The sequence below is a fragment of the Actinotalea endophytica genome, from assembly GCF_025717005.1.
Classification (GTDB): Bacteria; Actinomycetota; Actinomycetes; order Actinomycetales; family Cellulomonadaceae; genus Actinotalea.
This window is the reverse complement of sequence record NZ_JAOVZU010000001.1, coordinates 237,786-256,164: the sequence shown is the minus strand read 5'-3', so window position 1 is coordinate 256,164 and position 18,379 is coordinate 237,786. Positions and strand designations below refer to the sequence as shown.

Sequence of the window (18,379 nt, the reverse complement as noted above, 5' to 3'; positions counted from 1 at the left end):
AGCGGAGCGGACCAGGGGCCGTCGGATCCGATGAAAGGATGGACGCCATGCGCATGCTCCTCCAAGTGGCCGTCCAGGCCGTCGCGATCTGGGTGGCCACACTGCTGCTGTCCGGCATCGAGGTGATCGGCGGTGACAGCACCGGGACCCGGGTCCTCACCTTCGTCGCGGTCGCCGTCGTGTTCGGTCTGGTCAACGGGATCGTCAAGCCGATCGTCAAAGTCATCTCGTTCCCGCTCTACCTGCTGACCCTCGGCCTGTTCAGCCTCGTGGTGAACGCGCTGATGCTGATGCTGGTCGGCTGGATCTCGGAGTGGACGGAGTACGGGCTGCGCGTGGCGAGCTTCGGCAACGCCGTCGTCGGCGGCTTCATCATCGCGATCGTCACCGTGGTGCTGAGCGTCTTCCTCCCACGAGACCGGAAGTGAGCCCGCTGCCGGGCAGCTGAGTCTCCGGCACGCCATCGCTGCGAAGGCCGCGCACGGACCGGCCCGCCGGGTCGGCATCGAGCGGCACGCGCTCCCCGGCGAAGGTCCACGTGGTCGCACCGACCACGTCGTCCCCGAGCACCGGGCCCGTCGCGTCGCGGAACGCGCCGACCGAGACGTCGTCCCCGGGCAGCAGCTCGGCGGTGCGTCGGTAGGCGGACAACGCATGCGCAGCCGACACGCCACCCGCCGACCCGCCGACGACCGGCACACCGCCCGCTGACCCCTGACCCGCGCCGGGGTCCGGGACGCCGAGGTCCCGCACCACCGTGGTCCGGTTCACCTCGTCCGGGTTCGGCAGGCCGCGCAGACCGGGCACAGGGTCCTGGGCGTGCTCGAGATGCAGTGCCGCGGTTCCACCCGGCACCGGGATCCCCGAGACCGGCGAACCCGCCGTGAGCAACGCCACCACGCGGTAGTCGGACGTCGCGGCGATCCGAGCGGCGACGATCCCCCCGAGGCTGTGGCCCGCAAGCAGGACGGGCTCGTCGGTCCCGATGCCGGCGAGCGCCATGGCGCGCAGCACGGTCCGGGTCACGTCGTCGACCGCCGACGCCACCAGCTCGAGATCGGAGAGCCCGTCCAGCGGGTTGGCCCCGCCGAACGTCCACTCCTCGGTGCCGGGGATCGCGACCACCCACGACCGCGAACCGTCCGCGTGATCGAGCCGCTGCACCGCGACCTGGCCGGCCACCGCGCCGTCACCCACGTACTGCTCGTCGACCAGCGCGAGCACGTCGGCCTCGTCGCGCGGCGGCTCGGCGCGTTCGACGCCGACGGGGGTCACCCGGAGCATCGTCGCGGGAAGGAACGGCGAGGCGAGGAGCAGCGCGTCCCACGAGCCGAGCGGCACCGGGTCCGCGAGCGCCGGTGCCCGGCCGGGCAGCGCACCGGTGAGGAAAGCGGCGAGCGAGGCGACTCCGATCTCGGCTGCCAGACGATCCGGGTTCGGCAGCTCCGGCAGCACGCCGGGCCCGGCCAGCAAGCGCCCCACGGCGCCCCAGGCGTCGGTGCGGCCGGCGACGGCCGGGCTGCCGAGCCACCGCATCGCCGCGCCGAACGGCGTCGGGGTCCACCGCGACATGCGCGCCAGGGCGAGGAACCACACCCCCGAGACGGCGGCGCGTGCGGCGAGCACCCACCCGAACGGTCCGGACTCGCCCAAAGTACGTGCCGCCTCGACGGTCACCGCCCGCATCGCCTGCGTCGCGTCCGCATCCGCGTCGCCGTACGCGCGGACGGTGCGCTGCACGGCTGCGGCCAGCGACCCGGCCTCGTCCGCCACCGGGGCGAGCCCGCGCCGACCGCCGAGCCGCTCCAGGGCCGCCGACGCCGCACCGCTGCCCACCCGACGGATCACCTCCGCGGTGAGCCGGCGGTGCGCCCGCTCCGCGTCGCCGAGGCACCACGCGGCGTCACGCAGGGCGCGGACGATCGCCTCGAGCTCGTCGAGCCGGGCTCGGGTTCCGCCCGCGCCGCCGGTGACCGTGATGCCAGTGCCGTCGCCGGACGCACTACCGCTCGCGCCGCCGGCCGACCCGTCACCGGCCGGCCCGGCGCTCACGGCTCCACCGACACGCGGAACGGGCTGCGCAACAGCCCGACCGCGGGCTCGGCGGCGAGCGCCTCGGCCACCGGGCCGCGCGCCTCGTCCGCTGCGGCCACGAGCACACCCACGTCGTGCCGCAGCTGCGCGAGCCGCGCGCGGTAGAGCCTGGCCGCCGGCGAGGACCAGAGCTCCGGGTCGGCCGCCGCCACCAGCCGCGCCGTGCGGTCCAGATCGGCCACGAGCCCGCCCAGGTCGCCCCGCGCGTCGATGCACCCGTCCATCGCCACCCCCTTCGCCCGGCCGACGCTAGGCGCGGGGCCGGACGCGTCCCGGCAGGGTCCGGCCGCGCTGTGGACGAGCCTCAGCGTCGGCGGGAACGATCGGTCGGGAAGGCGAGCAGCGCGAGGCCCACCATGGCCGCGACGCCCACGAGCCGCCACCACGGCTCGGCCGGGCCTCCGGCCAGCGCCCACGCCAGCAGGACGAGCAGCTGCGCCACGAGCTGGGCGGGCAGCAGGTCGCGCAGCGCCGCGCCGATCGCGGCGGGGTCGACGGTCGACCGCCAGGACACGTGGCGGGCCAGGACCTGACCGGCCAGGACCAGGTGAACGCCGAGCACCTGCCAGGCAACCGGGGCGGCGCCGTGCGCGAACGCCGGACCGCCCCGGACGAGCGCGGCGGCCGCGAGCAGCACGGCAAGGCCCGCCGCGACGGCGGCCCGCGGGCGGATCGCGGCGAGCACCGCGAGCACCGACCCGACGGCCGTTCCGATCGGCGAGCGATCGGCCGACACGATCACCACCAGCACCAGGACCGACGGGACCAGCCGGACGACCCAACCGGGCACCGCGCCCGGCAGGTCGACCTCGAGTCGCCGCGCGCGGGCCCGCGAGCGGTCGTCGCGCGGCCAGGCCGTCCGGGACGACCCCCGGCGAGGCGCATCGGCGCGGCGCACGCCCGGGCGGGGCGGCCCGAGCCGCAACCCGCTCATCGCCGCCACCTGCGCGTGGTCAGCCGGCGCAGGTCGGCGTCCGCCCGGCCCGCACCCCAGCCGACCAGCTCGACGCCCGCCGCGGCGAGACCGGCCAGCCGGTCGGATCGCTCGACGTCGACCAGGCGCAGCGCGAGGCGTTCGCGCGCGCTCAGGTGGACCCGGCGCAGCGGCGGGAGCACGTCGACCGCGACCACTCGGTGGCCGGCCCGCGACCAGAGTGCGGCGAGGTCGGCCGCCTCGCCGTCCAGGAAGGTGGACACCACCACCACGAGCGCCCCGGCGGGCACCCGTGGCGGGCGGACCAGCGCCCGCGGCGCACCGTAGGGCCGCACCGTGGACAGCCACCGCCCGACGCGTTCGACGTGCCGTCGGCCGGCCGCGGGTCGCATCGGGTGGCGCAGCGAGGCGAGGTCCTCGACCCCCACCCGGTCCCCGGCTGCGACGTACGCCCGGGTCAGGCTGAGCGCGGCAGCGCGGGCCAGGTCGAGCGACGTCTGGTCGTCCGGACGAACCTGGCCCGATCCGCTCCAGGTCGTCGGGTCGGGGCCGACGTCGTCGCGCGAGTCGACCAGGATCACGACGTGCGCCTCGGCGAGCGCGAACGTGCGCCGCACCCACAGCGCGTCGACGTCGGGTGACAGGCGTGCGGTGACCTTCCAGTCCACCCGACGCAGCGTGTCGCCGGGCATGAACGGGTGCAGGTCCCGGAAGTCACCGCCGTCACCCGGGCGCCGGGAGGCGTGCTGGCCGGTGTGGCCGCGCAGCGTCGGCGGCACCGGAACGGCATCCACCCGCCGCGTGCGGGGGCGGACCACGACCATCGCCGCCGGGACCCGCACCGCCTCGCTGCCGGTCAGGCCGCCGAGCCCGATGGCCTGCACGTCGACGCCGAGGAGCTCCTGCGGGCCGGTGCGCACCGAGTGCGTCGTGACGTCGAAGGCGGGGCGGGCGGCGAGCAGCAGCTCGCGGTCGTCGTGCCCGGCGCGGCTCAGCCGGACCCGGAGCCAACCGGCCCGCTCCGGCAGCGAGAGCTCCACGGTCGCGGCCGCACGCCCCGGCTCGGCCACGCCGGCGGGCCGCACCTGCACCTGCGGCAGGTCGGCGTCCGGGTCGTGCCGCAGCACGCCACGGGCCCCGACGAGCACGAGCGGCGCGGCGACCAGCGCGACCTCGGGACGCCCGGCCAGCACACCCACCAGCACCAGCAGCGCGCCGGCGCCGAGCGTGAGCACGACGTCGTCGGCGAGCCACCAGTGTTGCGGCGCGCGGGGCTCGCTCATCGCTGCGGGACGATCATCGCTGCGGCACGGTGACCGGACCCGGCGTCTCGAGGAGCACCCGCCGGATCACGTCGGCGGCCTCCACGCCGGCCGCCCAGGCCTGGGCGCCGAGGGTCAACCGGTGCGCCAGCGCGGGGACCGCGACCTCCTTGACGTCCTCCGGCAGCACGAACCCACGCCCCGCGAGCACCGCGATCGCGCGAGCGACCAGCAGCAACGACTGGGCACCGCGCGGGGACACACCCACCTCGACGTCGGGGTGGCGGCGGGTCGCGGCGGCCAGGTCGACGCAGTAGCCCATCACGTCCGAGTCCACCTCGACCGCCTCCACACCGGCCTGCATCGCGAGCACGGTCGCGGCGTCGACCACGGTGCGCACCGGTGCCGCCTCCTGCCGACGCGCGACCCGTCTGGCCAGCACGTCGACCTCCTCGTCGCGTGCCGGGTAGCCGACCGCGATCCGCACCATGAAGCGGTCGAGCTGGGCCTCGGGCAGCGGGTAGGTGCCCTCGTACTCGACCGGGTTCGAGGTCGCGACGACGTGGAACGGCAGCGGCACCCGGTGGGTGGTGCCGTCCACGGTGACCTGGCGCTCGGCCATCGCCTCGAGGAGGGCGGACTGGGTCTTCGGAGCGGTGCGGTTGATCTCGTCGGCGAGCAGCAGGCCGGTGAACACGGGGCCGGGCCGGAACGCGAAGCTCCGGCTCGCCGGGTCGTACACCGCGCTGCCGGTGATGTCCGCCGGGAGCAGGTCGGGCGTGCACTGCAGGCGACGGAAGTCGAGCCCGAGGGCGCCGGCGAGGCTCCGGGCCGCGAGGGTCTTGCCCAGGCCCGGCACGTCCTCGAACAGCACGTGGCCACCGGCGAGGATCGCGGCGAGCGCGACCCGCAGCGGTGTGCTCGCACCGACCACCGCGGTGGCGACCTCGTCGAGCACGGCCCGCGCGTGGCGCGCGACCTCCTCGACGGGCATCGGCTCGTCGACCTTCGGCTCGCTCATCGGCTCTCCTCTCGGGTGGGCAGCACGTCCTCCAGGGCACGGACGCAGGCGGCGACGTCGGCGGCGGGTGGCAGCCGACCGCCGGGCATGGTGAGGGCATCCCAGGCGCGGTCGCCGAGCGCGGCTCGGGCCGCTGCCCGTTCGGCCGCACCACGGGCATCGGCCGGTCCGACGAACCCGGCGGACAGCGGCAGCCCGGCGCGGGCCAGTCGACGCTCGGCGACCGTGCGCAGGCGGCGGACCGCCGGTTCGGAGACCCGGCCGTCGCGGCCGGCCAGCGACCAGGTGAGCGCGGCGACCTCGGCGCGTGCCCCGTGGCGCTCGTGCGGGCGAGGTCGCGGCCAGCCCGGGTCGGTGTCGACGTCGAGCCGCGGCACGACGAGACCGACCGCGAGCGCTGCGAGCCCGATCACGAGCACGTCGATCGCGGCGAGGCCGACCAGGGTGGCCAGCCCGGCCGCCCCCACCGCCGCACCCCACAGCCGCCAGTCCGCGAGGCGCGCGACACCACGCCGCGGGGTGGGGCGCGACGTCGAGCCGGTGGCGGCACCGTCCGACCCGGCCGTTCCCGGACCGGGCGGGTTCGGGCGGGGCTCGGGCCGGGTCGCGCCACCGGGGCTCGACGGCGTCACGGGCCGGGTTCCTCGTGCCGGCCGGACTGCTCCGGGACCGCCTGGCCGCGCAGGGTCGCGGCGAGCGCCCGCAGGTCCGCGGCGGCACCGTCGACGTCCTCGAGGCTCACCGGCCGGCCGGAGAACCGGGCACGCTCGTAGCGGCCGAGCAGCGAGCGCGCGGCGCGCCGGTCGGCCGGGGTCCGGTCGAGCACCTCGAGAACGAACTCGGTCGGCGTGGCGGCCGGGTCGCGGTGCACCCCGCTACGACCTGCCGCGGCCTCGAGCGCGACCCATGCCGCGATCACCGCGTCGGCCGGCTCGCCCTCGCGGCGCAGGTGCTCGGCGGCCTCGGCGAGCCCGTCGCGCAGCGCGGAGATCGACGGTTCGTCGGGTTCGACGTCGAAGCCGCCCACGGCCTCGTCGACGTCAGGCTCGTCGCCTCGTCGGTCGAGGATCGTCCGGGCGACCCACGCCGCGAGTCCGATCGCGGCCACCAGGAGCAGCCAGACGACCGGACGGAGGTCCAGGTGCGCGAGCCGGGAGGCCTCGACACCGGTCTCGGCCGCGGACTCGGTCGGGCTCGCCGTGGGCGTGGGCGACGCAGGCGCGGGCGACAGGCCCGCCGAGCCGCCGGAGATCCCCGGCTCGAGCGACCAGGGGCCGGCGAGCGCCGACGCCGTCACCGCGAGCAGCAGGAGTCCCAGCACGACCGCCGCGCGGGCCGTGATCGGCCGGCGGTGCCCCTCGCTGCTCACCCGGCCATCCTGCCTCGCGCCGCGCCGCGGGTCAGCGCAGCGCCTCGGCGAGGAAGTCTGCGGCCTCACCCAGCAGTGGCCGCACGTCCTGCCCGATGAAGCAGTGATCGGCGTCGGGCACGACGCGCAGGGTCGCCTCGACGCCCCGCCCGACGAGCGCCGCGTGCAGTGACCGGCTCTCCTCGACCGGGACCATGCCGTCCTGCAGCCCGTGCATCAGCAGGGTCGGCGGCGCCCCGGCGTGCACCTGGTGGAGCGGCGAGACGAGCTCCGCGGCGGCCGGGTCGGTGAAGAGGTCCGGGCGTTCGCGTCCGAGCCGGACGAGGTCGCTCGGGCCGTACCAGTCGACGGCCGCTCGCACCGACATGTCACCCGTGGGGACCGCCGAGTCGTCCCGCAGCGACTCCGGGAGGTCGTCGCGGGAGCCGAACAGGGCCACGAGGGTCGCGAGGGTGCCCCCGGCCGACTCGCCCCACACCCCGATCCGTCGGGGGTCGATCTCCAGGTCGGCGGCGAAGTGCCGCACGTAGCGGAGCGCCGCCCGGCAGTCCCGCAGGCAGGCCGGCAGCGGCGCCTCACGGAGGTGGCGGTAGTCGACGGTGACGACTGCGAGGCCGCGGTCCAGCAGGGTCTGGAAGAGCGCGGTCTGCGGCCACTGGAGCGGCACGTAGCGCCGGTCGCCGGTGGCCCACCCGCCGCCGTGGATCCACATGACGGCCGGCCACGGCTGCCCCGTGCCCGGTGGCAGGTGCACGTCGAGCAGCAGCGGGCGGTAACCCTCCAGGGCCGCGTACGTGCAGCCCGACCAGGAGCGACCGGTCACCAGGCCGGGTCCGTCGAGCGGGGGAAGGAACTCCGGCGGGCTCCAGGGCCCGGACGCGGACGGTGGACGGAGCTCGCCGATGTCCATGTCGCTCAAGATACGAGCGCCGCGGTGCCGGCGGAGGCGACTTCGCAGCGCTGCCCGCCGGCCCCGGGGCTCGTCCGTGGACCGCCGGGGCCCGTCCGATCGGCCGTCAGGACCCCGACATCAGCCGCTCCCGGAGGAACGCGACCACGGCGTCGTTGGCGAGCTGGGTGGGGTGTCCGGGGACCTCGGCGGACGGATCGGTGAGCACCGAGTGCGAGCGCGGGTCGATGCCGTGGGGGTTCCCGGGCTCGGAGTCGATCTCGAACGCACGCCAGCCGCGGCCGAGCAGACGCTCCATCGCGGCGAACCGCTCCGCCGGGACGCCTCGGTCGGCGGTGAACCGCAGGCCGAGCGCGCACAGCCCGTCCGAGCGGGCCCGGTCCGCGACGATCCCGGCCTCGTTCGGCGACAGCCCGGTGGCGGCGCGACCCGCACCGATCGGCGCCGGCATGGCCGGCTGCGAGAGCACCGGGGCGAGCACCGCGGGCTCGGCGGCCGCGGCGAGCGCGAAGCCCCCGGAGAAGCACATCCCGATCACGCCGACCCCCGGCCCGCCGCACTCCTCGTGCAGCGCACGGGCCAGGTCCCGCAGGAACGCGGCGACCGGGCGGTCCGCCCGGCGCGAGAACGCCGCGAACTCGCGCGAGACGCACAGCCGCCCGATCGCACCGGCCAGCGCCACGCCGGTCGGCGGCCGTCCGGGGACACCGATCACGGACGGCACGGCGACCCGGAACCCGGCCGCCACCAGGCGGTTCGCGAGCGCCATGACCGCCGGGGTGGCCCCCGGGATCTCCGGCACGAGAACGACCCCCGGTCCGCTGCCCCGGTAGAGCACCTCGTGCGTGATCCCCGCGCCGGTGAACGGGGCGCGCGTCCAGCCGGCCAGCACGTCGTCGGAAGCTGTCACCGGCCCAGCCCACCACGTGCCCGGCGGACTGGCCAGGCCAACCGAGGTGTCGTGCCCGGGGCAGGCGCTCCACGGGCACGCCCGACCGGCCCGCCCACTGCCCGGGCGGCGCCGACACCGGCGGCACGGGGTCTGGGAGGATTCCGCCATGACCACCGACGACTCCACCGAGGCCGCGCCCGCTCGGCGCAGCCTGGCCGACGTCACGCCACCGATCGCGCTCGGACCGCTGGACGGTCGCTACCGGGCGGTGGTCGCCCCGCTGGTCGACCACCTGTCCGAGGCGGCGCTGAACCGCGAGCGCGTGCACGTCGAGGTCGAGTGGCTGATCCACCTCACCAGCCACCACGTGGTGCCCGGGGCGCCGATGCTGTCCGGCGAGGAGCGCGAGCACCTGCGCCGGATCGTGCTCGAGTTCGACGAGCACACCGTGGCCGAGCTGGCCGCGACCGAGCGGATCACGGTGCACGACGTCAAGGCCGTCGAGTACCTGATCAAGGAACGCCTCGCCGCCGCTCCCGCGACGCTCGGTTCGGACACCGTGCTTCCGCAGGTCAGCGAGCTCGTGCACTTCGCGTGCACGAGCGAGGACATCAACAACCTCGCGTACGCGCTCATGGTGCAGGGCGCGGTGCGCAAGGTCTGGCTGCCGTCCGCGAAGGCCCTGGTCGACCAGGTCGCCGCGATGGCGCACGAGCACGCCGAGGTGCCGATGCTGGCCCGCACGCACGGCCAGCCCGCGACGCCGACGACGCTCGGCAAGGAGCTCGCGGTGCTCGCCCACCGGCTGCGCCGGCAGCTGCGCCGGATCGACGGGGCGGAGTACCTCGGCAAGATCAACGGCGCGACCGGCACCTACGGCGCACACCTCGCCGCGGTGCCGGGCGCCGACTGGATCGCGATCTCACGGGGGTTCGTCGAGCACCTCGGCCTGACCTGGAACCCGTTGACCACGCAGATCGAGTCGCACGACTGGCAGGCCGAGCTGTACGCGGACATGGCTCGCTTCAACCGTGTGCTGCACAACCTCGCGACCGACGTGTGGACCTACATCTCGCTCGGCTACTTCGCGCAGGTCCGCGGCCAGGGCACGGTCGGGTCCTCGACGATGCCGCACAAGGTGAACCCGATCCGGTTCGAGAACGCCGAGGCGAACCTGGAGATCTCCTCGGCGCTGCTGGACACGCTCGGTGCGACGCTGGTGACCTCGCGGCTGCAACGCGACCTGACGGACTCGACGACGCAGCGCAACATCGGCCCGGCGGTCGGCCACTCGCTGCTCGCCCTGGACAACGTGCGACGCGGCCTGGCCGGGCTGGACGCCGACCCGGCCGCGATGGCGCGCGACCTGGACGCGAACTGGGAGGTGCTGGGCGAGGCCGTGCAGTCCGCGATGCGCGCCGCGGGCGTCGCCGGCGTGCGCGGCATGGAGAACCCGTACGAGCGGCTCAAGGAGCTCACCCGCGGCCACCGGATCACGGGCGACGACATGCGCGAGTTCGTGCTCGGCCTGGGTCTGCCGGAGCATGTCGCCCAGCGCCTCGCCGCGATGACCCCGGCCACCTACACCGGCGCGGCCGCGGAGCTGGTGCACTACCTCGACTCGCCGTCGGTCTCCGACTGAGCACCGCCGGAACCTGACCGACGCAGGCCCGCCGGGCTCCGCGGTCAGCCCTGGCCGACTCCCTGGCCGCGGCTCTGCTCGTGGGCCTGGTCGGGGCTCTGGTCGGGGCTCTGCTCGGGGCCCTGGTCGGGGCTCTGGTCGTGGGCCTGCTCGTGACTCAGGCCACCGGCGGGGTCGCGAACCGCGTCGCCGTGCCCCTCGGCGGGCGTGAGCCCGAGCACGGTCGCCAGCGCCTGCTCGAAGTCCGTGGTCCGCCCGAGCCGCGCATAGGAGCGCGCCCGGTGGACCGGCTGGTGCAGCAGTGCCGCCGCGAACTGCCGCAGCGCCCGCTGCACCTGCGGTTCGTCCTGGTAGCGCGCGGCGACCCCGATCAGCGTCTCCTCGACGTGCGCGCGGACGGCCCGGACGGCGGGCCCGGCGTCGCGTTCGGCGAGCACCGCGAGCAGGCGCGCGGCCTCGGCGTCGACGATCACCCGCCCTTCGGCGACCGCGGTCCCCAGGGTCGCGGGTCCGTGCTCGGCGACCGCGACGAGGTCGACCAGGGTCACGTCCGGCACGCTCGCGACCGCGGGATCCAGGTCGCGGCGCAGCGCGAGGTCGACCAGCACCGACGGCCCGCGACCGGTCGCCCGGGCCGCACGCACCGCGTTCGCATCGACCACCCAGCCCGAGCTGCCCGAGCAGGCCACCACGACATCGGCCTCGGCCAGCTCGACCGCGAGGTCCTCGGGGCGTGCGGCGCGCAGGCCCCGGTCGGCCGCGAAGGTCGCCGCCCGCCCGGACGGCGAGTGCACCGCGATCTCCGCCACACCGCGCTCACGCAGCGCGGCGACGCTCGCCCCGGCGTAGGAGCCCGTGCCGATCAGCAGCACGCGCGCGCCCGAGAGGCGGCGGCGCTGCTCGGCCAGGTCCAGGGCCACCGCGACCACCGAACGGCCGGCGTCGGCCAGCCCGGTGCGACGCGCCACCGCACGCGACACCCGCGACGCCCCCTGGAACAGCGCCTCGAGGTCGGAGGAGACGGCTCCGGCCACGCGGGCGTCGTCCAGCGCGCGGCGGACCTGACCGGCGATCTCGCGCTCGCCGACGACCATCGAGTCCAGCCCGGCGGCGACGGTGAAGAGCCTCGTCACCACCTCGTCGCCGACCGCGACCTCGAGCCGGTCCCGGACGTCGGCCTCGGCGACGCCGGTGGCGGCGGCCACGGCGTGCGCGACGCCGGTGGCGGCGGCCTCGACGTCGTCCACGTCGAGGTACACCTCGAAGCGGTTGCAGGTGCTGAGGACCACGGCACCGCGAACCGCGGGGTCGGCTGAGATCGCCGGGGTCACGGATTGCGCTCCGACGCTGATCTGCTCGAGCAGATCCAGGTCCAGGTTGCGGTGGCTCGCCGCGAGATTCATCAGCACCACAAGAATCCTGATTGAAGCATTTCGCGGCGGGTTGGGCACAATCAACGCATGCCTGCCCCCGAGCCCGCCCTCGTCACTGCCCTGCGAGGAAGCCGTCCGGGACGCACCCCGGTCTGGTTCATGCGGCAGGCCGGTCGCTCGCTCCCGGAGTACCGCACGGCGCGCGCCGGGGTCGCGATGCTCGACGCGTGCCTCGACCCCGCGCTGGCAGCCGAGCTGACCCTGCAGCCGGTGCGTCGGCACGGCGTCGACGCGGCGGTCTTCTTCTCGGACATCGTGGTGCCCGTCCGGCAGGCCGGCGTCGCGGTGGAGATCCGGGCCGGCGTGGGGCCCGTGCTCGAGAACCCGGTGCGCTCGGCGGCCGACGTCGCCGCGTTGCCCGCTCCCGATCCCGACCTGGCCGCTGTCGCGGAGGGCGTGCGGGCCACCGTCGCGCAGCTCGGTGACACACCGCTGCTGGGCTTCGCCGGCGCGCCGTTCACGCTGGCCTGCTACCTGGTCGAGGGCGGTCCGTCGAAGGACCACCTGCGCACCCGCACCTTGATGCACGCGGCCCCCGAGGTGTGGTCGGCCCTGATGGCATGGGCGGCCGACGTGTCGGGTGCGTTCCTGCGGACCCAGGTCGACGCGGGCGCCTCGGCGGTGCAGCTGTTCGACTCGTGGGCCGGGGTGCTCTCGGCCGCCGACTACCGCAGGTTCGTGGCCCCGTGGTCGGCGCGGGCGCTGGCCGGGCTCGAGGTGCCGGTGGTGCACTTCGCGGCGCAGGGCGGCGAGCTGCTCGCCGAGCTCCGCGACGCGGCCGCCGGCGCGGTGGGCGAGACGGGTGCGGTCGCGGTCGGCGTGGACCACCGCGTGCCGCTGGACGAGGCGTCGCGCCGGCTCGGCGGGCGGACGCCGGTGCAGGGCAACATCGACCCGGCGATGCTCGCCGCGCCGTGGCCGTTGCTCGCCGAGCACGTGCGCGACGTGCTGCGGCGCGGGACGGCCGCCCCGGGTCACGTGGTGAACCTGGGGCACGGCGTGCCGCCGGACACCGACCCGGACGTGCTGACCCGGATCGTCGCGCTGGTGCACGACCTGGCCGACGACGTGGCGGGTGACGTGGCCGTGGACGGGGCCGTGGACGTGGCGGGTGACGTGGCCGTTGACCGGGCCGCTGACGTGGCCGCTGACGTGGCTCCCGACGACGCCGGCGACCTGCCCGTCGACCCGGCCCGCGACGGGGACGCATGACCCGGCGGGTCGTCGTGGTGGGCGCAGGGGTCGCGGGTTTGACCGTGGCCCACGACCTCGCACGCCGGGGGCTCGAGGTCACCGTGCTGGAGGCCGGCCCGGCCGTCGGTGGCTGCGTGGCACCGGTCGCGGTGACCGGGCTGCCGGCCGACGTGGCCCTGGACGGCGGCGCGGAGTCGTTCGCGACCAGGACGACCGCGGTCGCGGACCTGATCGCCGACGTCGGCCTGGCCGAGGACGTCGTGCTGCCGCGCAGGCTGGGCTCGTGGGTGCAGCACGCGCGACGCGCCGACCTGCTGCCGTCCGCCGGGCTGCTGGGCATCCCGGTCGACCCGTGGGCCGAGGACGTGCGGCGCTCGATCGGGCTGCTGGGCGCAGCCCGGGCGTCGCTGGACCGGTACCTCCCGGCGTCGGTGGGCACGTCGGACGACGTGACGGTCGCCGAGCTGGTGCAGGCCCGGATGGGTCGGCGCGTGCTCCGGCGCCTGGTCGGCCCGGTGGTCACCGGGGTGCACTCGAGCCCGCCGGTCGCGCTGGACGCCGACACCGCGATGCCGGGCGTGCGCGTGGGGGTCCGGGAGACGGGTTCGCTGGCCGCCGCTGTGGCGCGGGTGCGCGAGCGGGCGCCGGCCGGTGCTGCCGCTGCCGGCCTGCGGGGCGGGCTGCACCGGCTGCCGACCGCCCTCCAGGAGGCTGTGTCCGCTCGCGGCGGGACCGTGCTCACCGGAACGGCCGTGCAGACGATCGAGCACGACGGCACCTGGCGGGTGCAGGCCGACGGCGCCACGGCGAGCGCGGACGACGTCGTCCTCGCGGTGCCGGGCCCGGTCGCGGCGGCGTTGCTGGCACCGTGGGCGCGGGTCGAGCCGCCCCCGACGGTTCCGGTGAGCATCGTGACCCTCGTCCTCGCGGTCCGGGACCTGGATCGTGCGCCGCGGGGCACCGGGGTCCTGGTGTCCCCGGACTCCCCGGTGGTGGCCAAGGGCCTCACCCACTCGACCGCGAAGTGGGCCTGGCTCGAGCACGCCGCGGACGGACGGCACGTGGTCCGGCTCTCCTACGGGCGGGGCGGGGGGATGCCGGCCACGAGCCTGGAGACCGCGCTGTCGGATGCCGCGGCGCTGCTGGGCACGCCGCTGCCGCGCGACCGGGTGCTGGGCTGGGCGAGGACCGACTGGCCGCAGGGTCTCGGCGCGCCGCCGGCGGGCCACCGCGGCCGCGTCGCCGCGCTGCGCGAGAGCCTGCCCGAGGGGCTGTGGGTCACCGGCGCATGGGTGGCCGGGACGGGGCTGGCGGCGGTGGTCGCGGACGCACGGAGCACCGCGAGGGGCGTCGAGCGCCGCGCGGGGTGACCGCCGTCGGGGCCGGCGCGGATGCGCGGGGCGACCGGCGTCGGGGCCGGCGCGGATGCGCGGGGTGACCGACGTCGGGGTCGGCGCGGATGCGCGGGCCCCGTGCTCGGCGGGGGCGCCGAACACCCCCCGCTCGACACATGCGTGGAGTTCACACCGGCTGCGCGCACGCATTTCTGACACGGTGTCAGAACAATTCCCAGGAATCGTCCAGGTAGTCCGCGACCAGAGCCCCAGGAATCGCCGCAGAATTGGTGATATCTGACCGATCCTCCAGACTGCCCCCATGACCGAGACTCCCTGGACCCTCTGGACCGTGCTGCAGCGCACGGACGCGCCGACGACGACGTCGCACCCCTCGCTCGCCGAGGCCGTGGCCGGGCTGGGTGACGCGACCGCAGGCGAGGTCCGGCTGCGCGGTCTGTACGACGTCTCCGCGATGCGTGCGGACGCCGACCTGATGATCTGGCTCAACGGCTCGACGCCGGACGGGCTGCAGGCCGCCCAGCGGACCCTGCGCCGCACCGCCGAGCTCGCGCCGACCACCGCACGGTGGGCCGTGATGGGCGTGCACCGCCCGGCCGAGTTCAGCGCGAACCACATGCCGGCCTTCATGCGGGACGTCGAGCCGCGCACCTGGCTCACGGTCTACCCGTTCGTGCGCAGCTACGACTGGTACGTGCTCCCGGAGGAGGAGCGCCGCGCGATGCTCGCCGAGCACGGCGGCAAGGGCCGGGCCTACCCGCAGGTGCTGTCGAACACCGTCGCCGCGTTCGCGCTCGGCGACTACGAGTGGATCCTCGCGCTCGAGGCCGACGAGCTCACCGACCTCGTGGACCTCATGCGTCACCTCCGCGCCACCGAGGCCCGGCGCCACGTGCGCGAGGAGGTGCCGTTCTTCACCGGGCGGCGGATCGAGGTCGGCGAGGTCCCGGAGGTCCTGCGATGACCGGCTCGGCGACGCTGCCCTCCGCCGACCCCCAGCCGCGCACCCGGTACGACGCCGTGCTGCTGGTCTCGTTCGGCGGGCCCGAGGGCCAGGACGACGTGCTGCCGTTCCTGCGCAACGTCACTCGCGGCCGCGGTATCCCGGACGAGCGCCTGGAGGAGGTCGCGCACCACTACCGGCACTTCGGTGGGGTCAGCCCGATCAACGACCAGAACCGGGCGCTGCAGGCGGCGCTCACCGCGGAGCTCGACCGGCGCGGGCTCGGCCTGCCGGTGCTGTGGGGCAACCGCAACTGGGACCCGTACCTGACCGACGCGCTGCGCGAGGCGCACGCCGCCGGTCACCGTCGGCTGCTCGCGGTCGTGACCAGCGCGTACTCGTCGTACTCGTCGTGCCGCCAGTACCGCGAGGACCTCGCGGCGGCGCTCGAGGCGACCGGGCTGGCCGACGAGCTCGAGGTGGACAAGGTCCGCCAGTACTTCGACCACCCGGGGTTCGTCAGCCCGTTCGTCAGCGGGACGCGGGAGGCGTTGCGCCGCGTGCTCGACGAGCTCGGACCCGACGCGACACCCGCCGACGTGCACGTGCTGTTCGCGACCCACTCGATCCCCACCTCGACCGCCCTGGCCTCGGGTCCGCCCGGGGCGGACCTCGGGCCCGACGGCGCGTACGGGGCACAGCACCGCGCGGTCGCCGAGGTCGTCATGGCGTCGCTCGGCAGCGGGGACGACGGCTTCGAGTCGCCGTGGTCGCTGGTGTTCCAGTCGCGTAGCGGCGACCCGCGGACGCCGTGGCTCGAGCCGGACATCAACGACGCGATCACCGAGCTCGCCGGGCAGGGGACCAAGGGCGTCGTGATCGTGCCGCTCGGCTTCGTGTCCGACCACATGGAGGTCCTGTGGGACCTCGACGAGGAGGCCACCGAGACCGCCCGCGAGGCCGGCCTCGCGGTCGCCCGGGTCCCCACGCCAGGGGTCGACCCGGCGTTCGTCGCGGGCCTGGTGGACCTGGTCTCCGAGCGCCACACGTCGGACGGCGACGCCGCCGTGCCCCGCCCGGCGCTGACCTCGCTCGGGCCCTGGTACGACGTGTGCCGCGCAGGCTGCTGCGCGAACCCGCGCGGCGAACGGCCCGCGGTCGCAGGGCTCGGATGAGTCGCAGGGCTCCGATGACGGGTCGCGGGGCTCGGATGCGGATCGGGACGCGCGGCAGCGCGCTCGCGGTCACGCAGAGCGGCATGGTCGCCGAGTGGCTGACGGAAGCGCTCGCGCGCCAGGACGAGGACGCGGATGGTGACCTGACGTCGGGCGGGCCCGATGCCGGGGCCGAGCCGGACCCGGACGCACAGTCGGGCACCGGGACAGCGCCGGACGCAGGCGCGCAACCGGACGACCGGGCGCTCCCGGACGCCGAGGAACCGCCCGCCACCGACACACCGCCGCCGGTCGAGCTGGTCCGGATCCGCACCGAGGGCGACCATCTGCCCGGCTCGCTCGCGTCGCTCGGCGGCACCGGGGTGTTCGTCACGGCGCTGCGCGACGCGCTGCTGGCCGGGACGTGCGACCTCGCCGTGCACTCGATGAAGGATCTGCCCACCGCACCGCAGGAGGGCCTGCGGCTGGTGGCCGTGCCGGAGCGGGTGGACCCGCGGGACGCCTTGTGCGCGCGGGACGGCCTGACCCTCGCGACTCTCCCCACCGGTGCGCGGGTGGGAACCGGGTCCCCGCGTCGGGCCGCCCAGATCCTCGCTGCACGCGCAGACCTCGAGATCGTCGATCTGCGTGGGAACGTGCCGACTCGGCTGGGCCGGGTGGCCGGCAGCACGGACCCGGGACCGGGCGACCTCGACGCCGTGGTCCTCGCGATGGCTGGCCTGGCGCGGCTGGGCCGACTGGACGCCGTCACCGAGGTGCTCGACGAGACCGTCGTGGTGCCGGCGCCGGCGCAGGGCGCCCTCGCCGTCGAGGCCGCCGGGCCGATGGACGCCACCGCCGAGGCGGCGGTCGCGAGCCTGGACCACCGACCGAGCCGACTGGCCGTACTCGCCGAACGCAGCCTGCTCGCCACGCTGGAGGCGGGCTGCGCGGCACCCGTCGGCGCACTCGCGCGACTCGACGGCGACGTGCTGCACCTGCGCGCCGTGGCGTGCGCGACGGACGGGAGCGTGCGGCTGGTCGAGACGGGGTCGGCCGTGGCGCCGGGGTCGGCCGTGGCGCCGGGGTCGGCCGTGGCGCCGGGGCCGCAGGGTGCGGGCGAACCCGATCCCGCCGGGCGCGACCCCGGCTCGTCCGATCCGGGCGAGCGTGCTGCACGCGAGCTCGGCGCCGACGTGGCCCGTGCCCTGCTCGACCGCGGCGCAGGCGATCTCGTGACGGCGGCGCACGGCGCGCTCGCCGGTTGGCGGGTGCTGGTGCCCCGCGCCGGGGAGTGGGCCGACAAGGTCGGAGCCCTGCTTGCTGCGCACGGAGCACGCGCAGTCGCCGTCCCCCTCATCGAGTTCTCGCCACCGGACGACCTCCGCCCGCTCGACGCCGCCTTGGACCGGCTCGCCGAGGGTCGCTACGACTGGCTCGCGGTGACGAGTGCCACGACGGCGGCTGCGCTCGCGGCCCGGGTCGCTGCGCGTGCCCGCGCGGCCGACGGGTCGAGCCCCGAGCGCGCCCAGGCCCTGCGAGACCAGGCCGTCCGAGACCTGGCCGTCCGAGACCTGGCCGGCGCGGTCGGCCAGACGCGGGTCGCCGCCGTCGGCCCCGCGACGGCGGCCGCGCTGGAGGGGTTCGGCGTCACGGTCTCGCTGGTTCCGACCATCCACTCGGCGGCGGGACTCGTCGCCAAGGCTCCGGGCGCGCCGGCTCGCTACCTCGTCCCGCACTCCGACCTCGCCGACGCCACGCTCGCCGACGGGCTGCGGGCGCGCGGCGTCGAGGTCGACGAGGTCGTCGCCTATCGCACCGTCGCAGGTCCACCGGTGGCACCGCAGATCCGGGCCGACCTCGAAGCCGGCCGGATCAACGCGGTCCTGCTCAGCTCGCCGAGCACCGTCACGCAGCTGATCGAACGCGTGGGTCTGCCGCCCGCGGGCACGGTGGTCGCGTGCATCGGTCCGCGAACCGCGCGGGCCGCGCAGGAGGCCGGTCTCACGGTGCACGTCCAGCCGGCGTCGTCGTCGACCGAGGCGCTGGTCCACGCTCTCGTCCAGCATGTCCGGGAGGCCTCATGAGCCACGACCCGTCCCTTCACCGTCCGGACCCGTCGGGTCAGCATCACGACCCGTCCCTTCACCGTCCGGACCCGTCGGGTCAGCACCAC

Annotated in this window: 17 protein-coding genes and 1 pseudogene; 8 read left to right on the top strand and 10 right to left on the bottom strand. The window is 76.0% G+C overall.

Features of this window, described 5'->3' with window-relative positions; translation table 11 throughout:
* Positions 1–47 precede the first annotated feature (47 nt).
* Positions 48–428 (top strand): phage holin family protein, encoded by a 381-nt coding sequence (locus OEB99_RS01235; protein WP_263507799.1) that lies wholly within the window; start codon positions 48–50, stop codon positions 426–428.
* On the opposite strand, the gene OEB99_RS01230 is transcribed toward OEB99_RS01235, so the two are convergent.
* The 9 genes from OEB99_RS01230 to OEB99_RS01190 form a co-directional block, all read right to left on the bottom strand.
* The gene (locus tag OEB99_RS01230) at positions 385–2,052 is read right to left on the bottom strand and encodes an alpha/beta hydrolase (protein WP_263507798.1); all 1,668 of its coding nucleotides are present in this window, start codon (positions 2,050–2,052) and stop codon (positions 385–387) included. The genes OEB99_RS01235 and OEB99_RS01230 overlap by 44 nt on opposite strands.
* Positions 2,049–2,318, bottom strand: coding sequence for a hypothetical protein (locus OEB99_RS01225; RefSeq protein ID WP_263507797.1), 270 nt, complete (start codon positions 2,316–2,318; stop codon positions 2,049–2,051). The genes OEB99_RS01230 and OEB99_RS01225 overlap by 4 nt, the downstream gene beginning before the upstream one ends.
* A gap of 80 nt (positions 2,319–2,398) precedes the next feature.
* On the bottom strand, positions 2,399–3,028 hold the full coding sequence (locus OEB99_RS01220) for a hypothetical protein (protein ID WP_263507795.1): 630 nt from the start codon (positions 3,026–3,028) through the stop codon (positions 2,399–2,401).
* Entirely contained in the window at positions 3,025–4,311 is a 1,287-nt protein-coding gene (locus OEB99_RS01215; protein WP_263507794.1) for a DUF58 domain-containing protein, read from the bottom strand. The genes OEB99_RS01220 and OEB99_RS01215 overlap by 4 nt, the downstream gene beginning before the upstream one ends.
* Before the next feature lie 13 nt (positions 4,312–4,324).
* The gene (locus OEB99_RS01210; RefSeq protein ID WP_263507793.1) at positions 4,325–5,311 is read right to left on the bottom strand and encodes an AAA family ATPase; all 987 of its coding nucleotides are present in this window, start codon (positions 5,309–5,311) and stop codon (positions 4,325–4,327) included.
* Positions 5,308–5,943, bottom strand: coding sequence for a hypothetical protein (locus OEB99_RS01205; protein ID WP_263507792.1), 636 nt, complete (start codon positions 5,941–5,943; stop codon positions 5,308–5,310). The genes OEB99_RS01210 and OEB99_RS01205 overlap by 4 nt, the downstream gene beginning before the upstream one ends.
* Positions 5,940–6,680 carry a DUF4129 domain-containing protein gene (locus tag OEB99_RS01200; RefSeq protein WP_263507791.1) on the bottom strand — a complete coding sequence of 247 codons (741 nt, stop codon included), beginning with the start codon at positions 6,678–6,680 and terminating at the stop codon, positions 5,940–5,942. The genes OEB99_RS01205 and OEB99_RS01200 overlap by 4 nt, the downstream gene beginning before the upstream one ends.
* Before the next feature lie 31 nt (positions 6,681–6,711).
* A complete protein-coding gene (locus tag OEB99_RS01195; protein ID WP_263507789.1) occupies positions 6,712–7,590 on the bottom strand; it encodes an alpha/beta hydrolase in 879 nt (292 codons plus the stop codon).
* Positions 7,591–7,696: 106 nt separating this feature from the next.
* A complete protein-coding gene (locus tag OEB99_RS01190) occupies positions 7,697–8,500 on the bottom strand; it encodes a dienelactone hydrolase family protein (protein WP_263507788.1) in 804 nt (267 codons plus the stop codon).
* Positions 8,501–8,648: 148 nt separating this feature from the next.
* On the opposite strand from OEB99_RS01190, the gene purB reads away from it, so the two are divergent.
* Positions 8,649–10,124 carry an adenylosuccinate lyase gene (purB, locus tag OEB99_RS01185; RefSeq protein ID WP_263507786.1) on the top strand — a complete coding sequence of 492 codons (1,476 nt, stop codon included), beginning with the start codon at positions 8,649–8,651 and terminating at the stop codon, positions 10,122–10,124.
* A 44-nt stretch (positions 10,125–10,168) separates the two neighbouring features.
* Here purB and OEB99_RS01180 read toward each other — a convergent pair whose 3' ends face one another.
* Positions 10,169–11,527, bottom strand: a complete 1,359-nt coding sequence (locus OEB99_RS01180) for a glutamyl-tRNA reductase (protein WP_263508271.1) — start codon at positions 11,525–11,527, stop codon at positions 10,169–10,171.
* A 57-nt stretch (positions 11,528–11,584) separates the two neighbouring features.
* Between OEB99_RS01180 and hemE the strand changes: the two genes are divergently transcribed.
* The 6 genes and pseudogenes from hemE (at position 11,585) to OEB99_RS01150 (ending at position 18,290) form a co-directional block, all read left to right on the top strand.
* Positions 11,585–12,769, top strand: coding sequence for a uroporphyrinogen decarboxylase (hemE, locus tag OEB99_RS01175; RefSeq protein WP_263507784.1), 1,185 nt, complete (start codon positions 11,585–11,587; stop codon positions 12,767–12,769).
* A complete protein-coding gene (gene hemG / locus OEB99_RS01170; protein ID WP_263507783.1) occupies positions 12,766–14,121 on the top strand; it encodes a protoporphyrinogen oxidase in 1,356 nt (451 codons plus the stop codon). The genes hemE and hemG overlap by 4 nt, the downstream gene beginning before the upstream one ends.
* 286 nt (positions 14,122–14,407) lie before the next feature.
* The gene (gene hemQ, locus OEB99_RS01165; protein ID WP_263507782.1) at positions 14,408–15,070 is read left to right on the top strand and encodes a hydrogen peroxide-dependent heme synthase; all 663 of its coding nucleotides are present in this window, start codon (positions 14,408–14,410) and stop codon (positions 15,068–15,070) included.
* Entirely contained in the window at positions 15,067–16,224 is a 1,158-nt protein-coding gene (locus OEB99_RS01160) for a ferrochelatase (protein WP_263507781.1), read from the top strand. Before hemQ ends, OEB99_RS01160 begins: the two co-directional genes overlap by 4 nt.
* Before the next feature lie 14 nt (positions 16,225–16,238).
* Positions 16,239–17,303 (top strand): annotated as a pseudogene (hemC, locus tag OEB99_RS01155) (hydroxymethylbilane synthase); the annotation flags it as partial.
* Positions 17,280–18,290, top strand: coding sequence for a uroporphyrinogen-III synthase (locus OEB99_RS01150; protein WP_411910647.1), 1,011 nt, complete (start codon positions 17,280–17,282; stop codon positions 18,288–18,290). The pseudogene hemC and the gene OEB99_RS01150, both read left to right, overlap by 24 nt.
* Positions 18,291–18,379 lie beyond the last annotated feature (89 nt).